At 53.2% G+C, this 13,622-nt stretch carries 11 protein-coding genes; 6 read left to right on the top strand and 5 right to left on the bottom strand.

Translation table 11 applies throughout. The features are described 5' to 3' along the window. Positions 1–257: 257 nt before the first annotated feature. The 4 genes from P8N76_08465 (at position 258) to P8N76_08450 (ending at position 5,445) form a co-directional block, all read left to right on the top strand. Positions 258–1,259, top strand: coding sequence for a sugar phosphate isomerase/epimerase (locus P8N76_08465; GenBank protein MDG2381694.1), 1,002 nt, complete (start codon positions 258–260; stop codon positions 1,257–1,259). 134 nt (positions 1,260–1,393) lie between these two features. Beyond that, the gene (locus tag P8N76_08460; protein ID MDG2381693.1) at positions 1,394–2,494 is read left to right on the top strand and encodes a peptidase; all 1,101 of its coding nucleotides are present in this window, start codon (positions 1,394–1,396) and stop codon (positions 2,492–2,494) included. A gap of 146 nt (positions 2,495–2,640) precedes the next feature. Next, complete coding sequence (gene msrB / locus P8N76_08455) at positions 2,641–3,279, top strand: peptide-methionine (R)-S-oxide reductase MsrB (protein MDG2381692.1); 639 nt, start codon at positions 2,641–2,643, stop codon at positions 3,277–3,279. A 342-nt stretch (positions 3,280–3,621) separates the two neighbouring features. After that, a complete protein-coding gene (locus P8N76_08450) occupies positions 3,622–5,445 on the top strand; it encodes a sodium:proton antiporter (protein ID MDG2381691.1) in 1,824 nt (607 codons plus the stop codon). A gap of 15 nt (positions 5,446–5,460) precedes the next feature. Here the strand turns inward: P8N76_08450 and P8N76_08445 are convergent, their stop codons facing one another. The 4 genes from P8N76_08445 to P8N76_08430 form a co-directional block, all read right to left on the bottom strand. Further along, entirely contained in the window at positions 5,461–5,688 is a 228-nt protein-coding gene (locus P8N76_08445) for a MoaD/ThiS family protein (protein MDG2381690.1), read from the bottom strand. A gap of 45 nt (positions 5,689–5,733) precedes the next feature. Further along, the gene (locus P8N76_08440; protein MDG2381689.1) at positions 5,734–7,119 is read right to left on the bottom strand and encodes an FAD-dependent oxidoreductase; all 1,386 of its coding nucleotides are present in this window, start codon (positions 7,117–7,119) and stop codon (positions 5,734–5,736) included. 69 nt (positions 7,120–7,188) lie between these two features. Beyond that, positions 7,189–9,024: an aldehyde ferredoxin oxidoreductase family protein gene (locus P8N76_08435; GenBank protein ID MDG2381688.1), complete on the bottom strand. Its 1,836-nt coding sequence runs from the start codon at positions 9,022–9,024 to the stop codon at positions 7,189–7,191. A gap of 4 nt (positions 9,025–9,028) precedes the next feature. Continuing rightward, positions 9,029–9,538 (bottom strand): 4Fe-4S dicluster domain-containing protein, encoded by a 510-nt coding sequence (locus P8N76_08430; GenBank protein ID MDG2381687.1) that lies wholly within the window; start codon positions 9,536–9,538, stop codon positions 9,029–9,031. Between the two features lie 394 nt (positions 9,539–9,932). Here P8N76_08430 and P8N76_08425 point away from each other — a divergent pair, with 394 nt between their 5' ends. Next, positions 9,933–10,934 (top strand): hypothetical protein, encoded by a 1,002-nt coding sequence (locus P8N76_08425; GenBank protein ID MDG2381686.1) that lies wholly within the window; start codon positions 9,933–9,935, stop codon positions 10,932–10,934. 141 nt (positions 10,935–11,075) lie between these two features. Here the strand turns inward: P8N76_08425 and P8N76_08420 are convergent, their stop codons facing one another. Then, a complete protein-coding gene (locus P8N76_08420) occupies positions 11,076–11,969 on the bottom strand; it encodes an endonuclease/exonuclease/phosphatase family protein (GenBank protein ID MDG2381685.1) in 894 nt (297 codons plus the stop codon). A 330-nt stretch (positions 11,970–12,299) separates the two neighbouring features. Here P8N76_08420 and P8N76_08415 point away from each other — a divergent pair, with 330 nt between their 5' ends. Then, on the top strand, positions 12,300–13,577 hold the full coding sequence (locus P8N76_08415; protein MDG2381684.1) for a lactate racemase domain-containing protein: 1,278 nt from the start codon (positions 12,300–12,302) through the stop codon (positions 13,575–13,577). Positions 13,578–13,622 lie beyond the last annotated feature (45 nt).

Genomic DNA, 13,622 nt, shown 5'->3' with positions numbered 1-13,622 from the left:
GACGTTTGGGGCGGGAGACCGGCTCGTCCCGATTTGGGTAGGCCCATTGTGCTGCAAATGGGCTCCTGATTGAGGCTTGAGGCAAATACTGCTCCGTGTAGGCGTCATGAGGCGTTGTTTTCGTCAAGGTTCCCCCGGTTTCTCCCATTCTGAGGGCGGTGAGCAGCTTGGTTGGGTCGATAGCTTGCAGAGCGGCACCCACATCGCCACAATAGCGGACAGTCGAATACGAGATTTTGATTATTGAGGAGTTGCACATGAGTCGTCTGGTTACTTTGTTCACCGGTCAATGGGCCGATCTTCCGATCGAAGATATGTGTCGCAAGACACGCGAGTTTGGTTACAACGGAATTGAATTGGCATGCTGGGGTGACCACTTCGAAGTGGATAAGGCCTTGGCGGACGATAGCTACTGTAATCAAAAACGCGAGCTATTGGCCAAGTATGACTTGCAGTGTGAAGCGATCAGCGGCCATCTGGTCGGCCAAGCGATTTGCGATCCAATTGATGAGCGGCATAAGACGATTCTGCCCGATTACGTTTGGGGAGATGGTGATCCCGAAGGTGTGAATCAACGTGCCATCGAAGAAATGAAAAATACAGCCAGAGCCGCCCAAAAGTTTGGCGTCGGCGTCGTAAACGGTTTTACGGGTTCGAGTATTTGGCATCTGAATTATTCTTTCCCACCAGTGCCTCAGTCGATGATCGATGATGGTTTCAAGCTGTTTGCTGATCGGTTCAATCCGATCCTCGATGTGTTTGCCGAGTGTGGTGTGAAATTCGCTTTAGAGGTACATCCGACAGAGATCGCCTTTGATTTGCACACGGCTCAAATGGCCTTGGACGCGCTGGATAATCGTGAGGAGTTCGGCTTTAACTTTGATCCGAGTCATCTCCATTGGCAGGGTGTGGATCCCGTTGAGTTCATTCGCGCCTTCCCTGATCGGATTTATCATGTGCACGTGAAAGATGCGATCACGACTTTGGACGGTCGCAGTGGCATCATCGCCAGTCACCTTAACTTCGGGGATCCAAGGCGCGGTTGGGACTTCCGTTCGCCCGGTCGTGGTGCTGTGAACTTTGAAGAGATCGGACGAGCCTTGAACCAGATTGGGTACCAAGGTCCCCTTTCGGTCGAGTGGGAAGACTGTGGCATGGATCGCGAATTCGGCGCTGCAGAAGCTTCTGAGTTTGTTCGACGCACGATGTGCTTCACGCCAAGCAATGTTCAGTTTGACGCGGCCTTTTCAGAAGAGTAGGCTGCAACTTCACGCTGAACGATGTTAATCGATGAATGGCTTTCAAGACAAAGAACCGCGGCAAATTGCGGTTTTTTGTTTGCGCCAGCCTGTTTGTGCGGATTGCCACCCGAATTTTAAATTGAGGCGAATCCATGAATCAACGACCGTTCCGCCACGGTAATCGTCGCGAATTTCTGGCCACTGCGGCGGTTGGCGCCGTCTCTGCAGGGCTGGCAACACCCGCGATCGTGACGGCGAAAAAAACCGATGGCAAAGTGGTTGTCGGAAAAGACGATTACCAGTACGAAGTCTCTCATGACTGGGCCAAGCTGCCTGACAAATACCATTGGCAAACGACGCATAATGTGGCTTTGGACCGAGATGGTTTTCTCTATGTGATTCATGAGGGGCGCGTCGAAGAGCCTGACCACCCATCGATTTTCGTCTTCGATCCGTCGGGGCAATTCGTGCGAGCCTTTGGCAAGCAGTTCCAAGGTGGCGGACACGGAATCGAGGTACGAGAAGAGGACGGCCAACAGTACTTGTACGTCTGTGCGTATCAACAGGTCAAATCGTTCGCGAAGTTGGATCTGAATGGTGAAACGGTTTGGGAAAAATTTGCACCGATGGATTCGGGACTTTACGCGAAAGGCGAAGATACCAAGCCTGAAAAGATTTGGGGCCGGGACCGCTTCATGCCCACGAATTTTGCCTTTCTTCCCAACGGCGATTTTTTCCTCGCAGATGGTTATGGGTCCTTCTATATCCATCGTTACGATAAGAATGGCGAATGGCAATCGTGCTTTGGAGGACCTGGTGAGGGGCAGGGTAAGTTCAACACACCCCATGGTCTTTGGATTGATGATCGAGGCCAAGGGGATCCAACCCTCGTCGTCACCGACCGAGCCCATCACACGGTCCAGCTACTTGACCTCGACGGAAATCATTTGCAGACGTTGGAGGGCTACGGATTACCGGCGAATGTCGATTCACATAAGGGGCTATTGCTCGTTCCTGAACTCATGGCACGCGTGACCCTCTTGGGTCCGGACAATCAGGTAGTGGCACGGCTGGGGGACGATAGCCAACGCATACAAGACGATGAAGGATTACAGATTCGTGGTGATGAGAGTCGTTGGAATTCCGGGCGGTTCGTGCATCCCCATGATGCTTGTTTCGACGGTCATGGCAATATTTTTGTCGCCGAATGGGTGGCGACCGGTCGTGTCTCAAAGTTGAATCGGTTGAGTTAACCGGCCGGTTGGCTCAAAAAAATGTCTGATTGGCTGCGCTTTTCTGTGTCCCGAAAGTGATTCGGTCTCTACCGAGTCGCGAGTCGCGCCTATAATCAGCTGACGAGCTAATTTGAACGGTCTACAAACAGTGAGGAATTGAACGAATGAGATGCCAGATTCTGTTGGCCGCTTGCCTGAGTGCATCGATCTTGCTGGGCTGCCAGCAAGCGAGTACGCCGGGGTCTTCCAATTCGACGAGTGCTGATTTGACCAAGGTTTCAAACGGGGAAGGCGAGGAGGAAAAAACTGTGGGAAAGGCGCAAGAGAATCAGGGCGGTGATGCCAGCCAGGCAGCCATCGAATACGACTTGACCAAGATTGAGCGAAGTGAGAGCGAGTGGGAGCAATTGTTGACTCCTGATCAGTTTCATGTGACTCGGAAGCATGGGACCGAGCGAGCCTTTAGCGGAGAGCTTTGGGACAACAAGAAGCAAGGGGTTTACTATTGCGTTGGTTGTGATTTGCCATTGTTTTCTTCCGAAACAAAATTCAAATCCGGCACGGGTTGGCCGAGCTTCTACGAACCATTGAAGTCTCGGTATGTTGGCGAGACGAGTGATAACACTTTCTTTATGCGACGCACGGAAGTTCATTGCAACCGATGTGATTCACATCTTGGGCACGTCTTCGAGGATGGTCCACAGCCGACCGGTTTGCGCTATTGTATCAACTCGGCCTCGCTGACGTTCAAGGCACCGGCCGAAGGCGATGAAAGTTCTCAGGATGCGAATCCGGCTCCCTAGATGGCCGGCGCTGATCTGACTGACAGCACGTGTCACGCGTGCTGTTTTCGTTGCCCGAGTGCGGGCTGAATGAAAGTGGTGCGACCCGCGGCGGGCTGGATCAACCAACCCCGCCTCTGGCCGACACATGTCGTGTCTTAGGACAAGGTGGGATGATTTACTTGGGTAGGGTGTGATGAGGGAAGTTTTGAGCTAACCGGATCCGTCGCAATCCCCAAGTTGGTTGTCGGAAGGCTCAAAAAATCTGCTCCCGTCTGGCTGGGGCGAATTCGGCTTGTCAAAACGATTGATTTTCGCCAACTTGCTGCAGCAGATGAAATCAACCCGAATCAGGAGTTTCCTTTGAGAGAGCCGCTTGTTTTTTTAAGTGCCGTACTGGGACTTGGCATTGCTGCTCAATGGCTTGCTTGGCGGCTACGACTCCCTTCCATTCTGTTATTGTTGGCTTTCGGATTTCTCGTCGGCTGGTTGTGTGGTGATGACCCGTCATTGGCTGGGAAAACGATCACGGATGAGATTCTGACAACCGATCTGCTGTTTCCGATTGTCGCTCTTGCCGTTTCGGTGATCATGTTCGAGGGCGGGCTAACGCTGCGTTTCCGAGATCTGGAAGATTCGGGCAGTGTTTTGCTAAGACTGGTGACTCTGGGAGCATTGGTGACCTGGGGCCTCGCCGGTTTGGCCGCCTACCTATTCGTTGGTGTGGACTACCGCACGGCGACTTTGATCGGTGCCATCTTGATTGTGACTGGGCCAACGGTGATTACCCCCTTGCTTCGGCATGTGCGCCCACACCGACGAATTGGTTCCGTGATCAAGTGGGAGGGCATCGTCATCGATCCAATCGGTGCGGTGCTTGCGGTGTTGGTTTTTGATGCCATGGTGGTTGGTAAGAGCGATGAAGTCGTTTGGGTGCTGCTCAAAATTCTATTGGTAGGGATCGGACTGGGGCTTGGGGTCGCGTTTGCTCTCGTCCAGTTAATGCGACGTTATTGGATCCCGGATTTCTTGCACAATTCCGTATTTCTGGCTGCAGCTGTGGGCGCCTTTGCATTGAGCAACCAAATTGCCCATGAAGCGGGGCTGGTGACGGTGACCATTCTGGGCATCGCCTTGGCCAACCAAAAAACGATTCCCGTTAATCACGTCGTTGAATTCAAAGAGAATTTGCGCGTGCTACTTATCTCTTGCTTGTTTATTGTACTGGCGGCCCGAATTCAATTCACGGATATCGTCGAACTTGGTTGGGGTGGCTTAGCGTTTGTAGCTGCTTTGATCCTTGTTGTTCGTCCGCTGGCGGCGCTGGTATCAACCTGGAGGAGTGAATTGACGTGGAACGAGCGTTGCTTCTTGGCCTTTCTCGCTCCGCGGGGAATTGTAGCGGCCGCTGTCTCTTCTGTATTTGCTTTAGAAATTAGCTCGCATTATGGTGACCTTGCCGAATTGAAAAACGCTGATCAGATTGTTTCTCTGACATTCTTGGTGATTGTCGGAACCGTCACTTTCTACGGTTTGGCCGCGGCTCCGTTGGCTCGTTTCTTGGGTCTCGCCGTGAAGAATCATCAGGGGGTCTTATTTGCGGGAGGCTCTCCCTGGGTCTTGCCCTTGGCGAAGGCGATTTACGAGGAAGACATCCCCGTACTGGTTGTTGACACAAATTTCCGGCACGTTTCCGAGGCTCGTATGTTGGGATTGCCAAGTTCGTGTGCAAGTGTGGTGTCGGACTACATGGAGGAAACGGATCTCGGAGGGATTGGTCGGCTACTCGCGGTAACGCCCAATGACGACCTCAACACGCTGGCTGCGATGGAATACGCTCCACTGTTCGGTCGTGGAGAAGTCTACCAGTTACCGTTTCGCGAAATCGTTGCTGGTCGTCGAGAAACTTCGGCGCATAATCGGGGACGCTATCTTTTCGGGCAAGACGCGACTCACTCGAAACTATCCTTTCGAGTGGCGATGGGGGCGCAGGTCAAGAAGACGAAAATCACGAAGGAGTTTACTTACGAGGATTTCTTGAAATTATATGGCGACACGACCGTGCTGATGGGAGTCTTGGCGGACAACAAGCAATTGAGCCTAGCAACCGCCAACACCGAGTTGCAGCCGAAGCCCGGCCAAACGGTGATTGCGCTCGTTGATCCGCGCGACGGTGAGGCCAATTGAGAGACCAACTGGTGACTAACCGCCACCCACCGGCGGAAAGACTGCCAATTCGTCTCCATTTGCCAAGCTACGTCCCTTATCGCGTTCCAGCTTGCCATTCACGGTAAACACGTGGACGGTGTTGGCGTCAATCGACAAAGACGCGAGCAGGTCGCTGATTGTTGCCTGGTCGTTGATTTCGATTTGATCGCCTGGGGGAGACTGATCCTTCAGCATGCCCATCAGTTTAAGCTGCACGATCATCGATGCGAGACCTTCCTGCTGAAAACGGCTTGTGAGTGGGTCGTGTTATGACTTGGTGTTGACGTAAGCTGAATGCTGGGGGCCCGGCTGGTGTTTGATCTCCGCATTGCCGAAGCGGAAGTTGCGGTTTTGGGTGGGGCGCCCCAGCAGCGTCTTGCTTGCCAGCTGCTCGGGGATACGAGCACCAACAAATGCTCGCCGAACGTCGAAGGGGTTCTCTCGTAAGAAATTGATCCAGTCACCCAAGTCGGCTTGTGTTTGGATGATCCCTTTGACCATGCCCACATCGGTCAGCATTCCCACATCGTTTGCTTGACCGACGAACATCGCTCCCGTGATGCGACTGTCGGTGATCAAAAATCGCCGGTAAATCGACCCTTCGGGATTGCAAATCGTAATCGGTTCAGCTGAGAGGTCGTCCCAGGTACCGAAGCTGGCGCACTGCAGTTGACAGACGTCGAGCACATTCATGGAGAGGCTGCCGCAATAGGTGATCTCCTGGCCGGCCATATTAGCGCCCGCCACTCTTCCATGGTCGACAGCCGTAGTTTGAATTGCATGAATCGCCCGGCTCCCATCCAACAGGTTGGGGCCCTGGGCCACATCTCCGGCTGCATAGATGCAGGGAACGTTGGTTCGCAGGTGGTCATCGACCAGAATCCCATGATCGGTTTGCAGCGAAGTTCCCTTGGCGAGTTCGATATTCGGTTGGACTCCGGTGGCAACAATCACGATGTCGGCGGCAATCTCACCACCATCCGCAAGGATGACGCGTTTGCTACCATCTTCGTGGGCGGTAATGGAGTGAGCACCCGTATTAAGATGGATCGGGATGTTTCGAGCTTGCAACCAGCTTGCCAGTATCTTTGCGGCATCCTGGTTCAACATCCGCGGGAGAAGATAATTTTCACGTTCGATGACTGCTAGATTCCAGCCACGTTTGAACATGGCGTTCAACACAATCAGACCGATAAAGCCGGCTCCAATCATCACGATACGTGGTTTGTCTTGTTGAGCTGCTGCGGCCAGGACGGCTTCGGTGTCCTTGAGGGTCCAGAGATAATGAACGCCGGGCAGATCAGCGCCTGGAATGGGTAGCTCCAAAGGTCGCGAACCGGTGGCGATCAACAATTCGTCAAACTCGATTTGGCTCTCATCAGACAATGTTAGTTTCTTGGCTTGGTCGTCCAGTCTGGTGACGCGTTGGCCGATTTTTGCATCGACCTTTAATTTGGAAAACCAGTTGGCGTCTGCGGTGTGAGTTTGTGTTTCGGGAATCGATCCTGCCAGCCAGTAAGGCAGCGCCATGCGGGAATGAGCCAGCTCGTCGCAGATCAAGGTGATTTGATCGTCTGTGTTGTACTGACGAATCGTTTCGATCGCGTTGGTGGCGGCGGGACCACCTCCGATAATGACAAGTTGTTTGGCCATGATTTCGACCTGTATGAGACCCATTTGGGCGTGTGTGTTGGTTCGATGTGCGACGCGTTTTTACAATGCTTACAGAGATTCCAGACCCAGTTCGATCAGTTTTTCTTGGCTTGGAATGCCCTCTTTGTCCCAGCCTCGCTCCTGGTAGTAATCGGTAAGCATACTTTCCAGATCGACGGTCACACCGGCGGAAGGACCTGTCTTGTGAGCTTCTTTCAGTAATCGCTTAGGGAGTGAATCGTCGGCCTTGGTCAGGCCGGCTTTCGTGTTCCAGATTCGCTCGAGGTTCCAAGTGCGTTCACCGGCTTTCAAGAACGAGTCGACGGTGAAGGAGACGCCCGTGGCCGCCGTTGTGCAAGGAACAAAGGTTTCCAAGGGGCCACCGGCACCCCCCACGAACAGACAAAGTCCCGTGTTGTCATGGGCGGTCGTTCGATCTTGCTCGTGGGCCACCCACTGACCTTTGCCTTTTGTCTCATGCGGATCCATTTCACCGCTTGTTTCTGGTCCCGGCGTCCAGGCACGCAGGTGGCAACCGCCACGGTTGCACGTGGCGTAGGCGACTCCCATGCCCTGGAAACCACGTGGGTCGTACGCAGGGAATTCTTGCCCTTTGCTGCCCATGAAGACTTGCGGTTGTTTGAGCTTTTCACTCATTCGCTTTGAGCCCTCAGCCAGTGCGTTTCCAAAGCCTTCTCGGTAGGCGGTGGCCTCTGTCATTCGAATGAGCGCTTCTTCGGAGCCAAAATTCAGCGGCATTTCGACCATTTGGTCCGTGATCGTGCCGGCTTCGTACAGTTCCATCGCGGCCGCGAGGGTGGCACCCATCGAGATCGGATCCATGCCCAAGTCGTTGCATAGCCAATTTGCTTTCAGCACTGCATCGAGGTCGCCGATGCCTGCGTCTGCACCTAATGCCCACGCCGTTTCATATTCGGGACCTTCACCCGCCATACGCCAATTGCGCGGATGCATATTGACGAGGAATTTTTCGGAATGTTCTCCCAAACGCGTTACGCGGCCGCAGGCGATTGTGCAGGCGAAGCAGGCCTTGTTATTGATCAGTCGAGTCTCTTTGATCGTGTTTCCATTCAGGTTCTCGAATTCGTCAAATTGTCCCTGTAGGAAATTGCGGGTCGGTAATCCGCCGAAAGCCTGGGTCATATCGATTGTTGCTGCAGTCCCCAACTCCGCAAATGATTTGCGCCCTGGATTGTCTTGCATCGATGCCCGCATTTCCCAGTGACTTTTCATGAACGATTCGGGATCGGCAATGGACACACCACCAGTGCCCCGGACGGCAATCGCTTTGAGATTCTTGGCGCCCATGACCGCACCCACACCACCTCGTCCGGCTGCACGATGCTTGTCGTTCATGATGCAAGCGAAGCGAACCCGGTTCTCGCCTGCCGGACCAATGCAGGCAACTCGCAATTGAGGGATTCCCAGATCGCGACGGAGGCCGTCCTCGGTCTTCCAGACCCCTTTTCCCCAATACTCTGTCGCGTCGCGGACTTCGACTTGGTCATCGTAAATGTACAAATAGCTCGGCTTCGGAGCAGCGCCTTCGAGGATCAGAAGATCGTAGCCTGCGAATTTCAGTTCCGGACCCCAATGACCTCCCGAATTCGACGTGGTGATCGCGTTCGTCAGCGCACCTTTGGTGACGACCATGTATCGCGCGCCGCAAGGGACCGGCGTGCCGGTCAGCGGACCCGTGGCAAAAATCATTTTGTTCTCGGGTGAGAATGCGTCGACTGTGGGGTCCATTTCTTCCAGCAAATATCGCGCTGCCAGTCCACGCCCGCCGATGTAGTCTCGCTGCCACGTCGCGTGGACCTCTTCGACCTGATGCTGTCCGGTTGTCAAGTTGACTCGCAATAATTTTCCTGTCCATCCGGCCATTGGATTATTCTCCATCTCGAGGTGCGATGACGTCGGTTGAGTTGGCTTCTTCAAAACTCGCTGCGACTTTTTTGCCCCACTCAGCAAACCAATCGCCGGACGCTTCGGTATCGACATATTGAATGGCGTCTGTGGGGCATGAAGTGACGCAAGCCGGATTGCCGTTGCACAGATTGCACTTGGCTGCTTTGTCCGTTTCCGGCAAGGTCCAGACCGTACCAAACGGGCAAGCAATCGTGCACAGATGGCAGCCAATGCAAAGTGATTCAAGAATAATTTTTGCTCCGGTCGAATCATCAATCGCAATGGCGTTGACGGGGCAAGCATTCATGCACCAAGCTTCGTCGCATTGAATGCACGAGTAGGGCGCGTAGCTGGCCTCTTCGTCAAACACATTGACTCGAATTAAACTCTGTGACGGCTGGAAGCTCCCTGTCTGGACCCAAGAACATGCAAGCTCGCACTGCATGCATCCGGTGCATTGGTCCGGAAGAATATTAAGCATCTTTGACATGGCTAGAGGCTTTCTTTTTCCCGATCGAAAAGCTTGATTGATCTCGATTCGCCGCCATTGCTGGCACTAATTTCGCCGCCATTGCTGGCACCGATACGGGGCGGATTTTACCAGACAAGGGAGCGGCAAACCATAGTCAAGAATGAATCGGGAGGTTGTTGTCTGATCCTGACGGCGATGCATTCGCATCCTCACCCGGGACGGGCAAGATTAATCATTAGATAAGCCTCGCGGGTCACGAAGCCCGTTCCGTTCGGTTGAAAACTACGGGCAGGGGAAAAAAACGAGCAGTGACGGATGAACGGATTCCGATGGAAATGCAGACGAGGCACGTCTTTCCAGAGCGTGTCGACCGGACCCCAGCATCCCCGTTTTCAGGCAGAGGAAATAAAAAATGACCAAGACGAATCTCCTTTCCGGATTGACCCTCGTATTGGCCCTTATTACCTCGGGTTCGATCCAGGCGGATCCTGTTGTTCCTGGCACTGGTCAAAAACTCAATCAAGTTGGTGACGATTTTGAGAATCCCAACTGGTCATTTATTCACAACTTTCCCAAGAGTAGTGAAGAGATTGACGAACGTCGCCGTGGTCCAACCGGCAAGTCGACAAACGGTCGTTGGTACGAAGGGATCAAACGAGGGCAACCCGACTTCATGAAGGTGGTGCCTTCGCCTGAGGACGGATTGTCGGGCAGCCAGCATTCGCTGCTGATGCGAACGTTGAAGTCGGGGGTTCCTGGTCGTCGTTCAGGTCAGATGCAGCAGGATGATCTTATTGTGAATTGCTACCCGAGATTGGGAGGTCCGATTTCGGTGTCGCAAAATCCCAATTGTACCGTTCGCGTCTATGTGCCGCCTTTCGAAGAATGGGAAGATCGATCAGGTCCGTCTTTTGGTTTCCGAATCGCTGTGGAAACTCACGCGTGGACGGTGCCGGAGGAAAAGAAAAAATCTCGAGGCTTTTTCGGCGGTCGACCTAAGAAGGAATTTGCCAAGGAAGTCTACTGGCCCGGCATGTTTATTCAGTTCCGAAACGGAGCAGAGAGTCGGCATGAAGCCGATTCGGCTTTCTTTACCATTCGCGGAAAGCGAAACGGGGCTGATTTTAAGGGTCCTGAGATCACCGAACCCGGTTGGTGGACACTCGGCATGTCCGTCTCGGGAGACGGAATGGTGCACTATTACATCAGCCAAGGTGTCGATGATTTAACAGCCGAGGACTTTGTGACTTCGCAGCTTCCGTACAGTTACAAAGCAGAGCGATTCCGTACATGCTTTTTCAATGTGTGCAATCGTGACGACGGGCGAACCTGGTCGACACCTTGGATTATCGATGACCCGTCCTTCTACATTGGCAGTGGCCGCTTGGCCACCCGTAAATCGAATCGGCGCTAACACCCCCTGGCGCAAGCACGCTCAGTAAGACAGGCCCGTTGGTTGTTGATTTTGATCCGATTGATCGTGGATGTCCTGCCGAGCGTGCTTGCGATTTTCTCAGGAGAACGGTTCGCCCGACAGTGCTCAGCCTCTCGACCACTACTTGGCCGGTAGGCTGAGCACTGCGGTGACGGGGAAATGATCCGAAGGGTAGCGGTCATCGTCGTGGTCGGTGACGATCATTGCCTTACGCACTGTGAAGTCGGTTGAGGCGAGAATCCAGTCGATGCGTTGGCTGCCGCGGAAACCTCGGAATCCGTTGAAGGTGCCCTCGTTTTTTGAGGCGGTTGGGTGGAGCGTCGAATAGGTGTCGACAAGCGTGATGGGATTACCCGGTCGAAGCAAGATTTGGTGAGGTTTCGATGAAACCGATGCGTTGAAGTCGCCCGTCACAATCGATGGACTGTTCGAAAGTCGCTCGATTTGATCGCGAATGATTATCGCGCTTTGCTCTCGGGCGATCTCACCTTCATGATCAAAGTGCGCGTTGATCCAAAAGATTTCTTTTTTGGTCTTGCGATCAAACAATCGGACCCATGTGGCAATCCGCGGCAGTGACGAATCCCAGCTCTTGGATCCGGGAACACGTGGCGTTTTGCTCAGCCAAAAGTGGCCCTGTTCCAGATCCACAAATCGATCCCGTCTGAAAAAAATCGCACACTGTTCATCTGCCCGGTTGTTCGGCGTTCTCGATTTACCGACGTATTGATAATCTGGCAATTGTGCTTGTAGGAAATCGGCCTGCATCCGCTGGGTCTCTTGTGTTCCAAGTAAATCCGGCGAGAAAGTCTTGATCGTCTTGAGCAGGAGCTCTCGCCGTTGGGGCCAACTGTTTTTCCCATCATTCGCAGCGCCCTGACGAATGTTGAATGACATGACGCGGAAAGATGGGAGAGCCGTCTCTTCGCCGGTTTGGGCCTTGGCAATTGCCGAAAAGTTTAAGCTGATAGCTAAACTCAGCAGAGCTTGTAAAAACAATCGATGATGGGGCATTGTGACTTTCCAGCGTGAAATGGTGAAACGGCCCAGTCTAAAACAAATTGCATTTGCGTGCGAGTTCTTGCTCGAACTGGACCATCGCTTCAGGCGGATATCTGTTCCGGTGCACGGTGGGATTTCGAGTGCTTTGCGGCTTCGTTGAACGGGATAACGATCGAAGAATTGCCGACGGGAGCTACTGTCGGGACACGCTCATGCCGAAGTGATGCGTTACAATGTGGGGCTGTCAGTCGGGTCGCCGTCGTTCATTTTGAAACGACTTCGGAGTGAGTGATTCGTACCGGTTCCCTTTTTCGCTTTTATTCGGCAGCGAGGATCGATCAAATGTCGAAACTGGATTTTCCTCAGCTCTTTCGAGTTCGACAGCGTTTCAGTGATTCTCGTTTGCAAGATGTTGAGTCGACGATCCGACAGCAGTTGTCGACTCTTTTATTAAAAGAACGAATAAGGCCAGGTGAAACGGTCGCTTTAACGGCTGGCAGTCGTGGCATCCATCAGATCGCGAAAATCCTGCGAGTGATCGTGGATTGTCTACGCGAAATAGGAGCAGAGCCATTTATTGTGCCGGCCATGGGCAGTCACGGGGGCGGCACGAGCGATGGGCAGTTGCGCGTCTTGGAAAGCTTGGGGGTGACCGAAGTAACGTGTAATTGTGAGATCCGAGTAAGCATGGAAACGGTTGTCGTTTGTCAAGCAACTGAAGGGTTTCCCGTGCATTTTGATCGGCACGCCTTCGAAGCCGATCATGTGCTGGTCTGTAACCGAATCAAGCCGCACACGCGATTCACCGGAGATCTGCAAAGTGGCCTCATGAAAATGATGTTGATCGGACTTGGGAAACATCATGGCGCGGAAATCTACCATCGTGCCATTCAAGATTTTACCTTCGGTCAGATTGTGCGCAGTGTAGCCAGAGAAGTTTTACAGCGTTGTCGAATTGTCGGAGGCTTGGCGATTATCGAAAATGCATTTGATGAAACCGCCATCATTGAAGCAGTCATGCCAGATCATTTCGCCATCAGAGAAGCAGCGTTACTCAGGCAGGCTGAATCCTTGATGCCCCGCTTGCCATTTGACGCAGCAGATCTTCTGGTCGTGAATGAGATCGGCAAGAATGTGAGCGGTACCGGAATGGATACCAACGTGATCGGTCGCAAGTTTAATGATCATTCCGCGATCGGTGAGGAGCGTCCTTCTATCAAGTACATTTTCGTTCGTGGTTTAACAGCAGAAACTCACGGAAACGCGACCGGAATCGGTGCGGCAGAATTTACTTTGCAACGATTGGCCGACCAAGTCGATCCGGTTTCAACGGCGACAAACTGTATAACCGCAAATCACCCCACCGGCGCGATGATTCCGATTGCCTTTCAAAACGATCGAGAAGCTATTGCAGCCGCACTCGGCTCGATCGGGTTGCGAGATCCGGCGGACACGCGCGTGATGTGGATCGAAAATACATTGCGGTTGGCCGAATTAGAATGTTCCGCTTCATATCTGAATGCCGCAAAAATGCATCAACAGCTGGAGCTGCTTTGCGAGCCACGCCCGATGCCCTTTGATGCGGATGGAAATCTTCCTCAGTCGCTGGCAACTGCCTAGCTGGTGAGCCAAGTGTCTCTTCCGAGTCGCATGGGCAGCGTTTTG

Source organism: Pirellulaceae bacterium, assembly GCA_029243025.1.
Classification (GTDB): domain Bacteria; phylum Planctomycetota; class Planctomycetia; order Pirellulales; family Pirellulaceae.
This window is presented reverse-complemented; position numbering and strand designations above follow the sequence as displayed.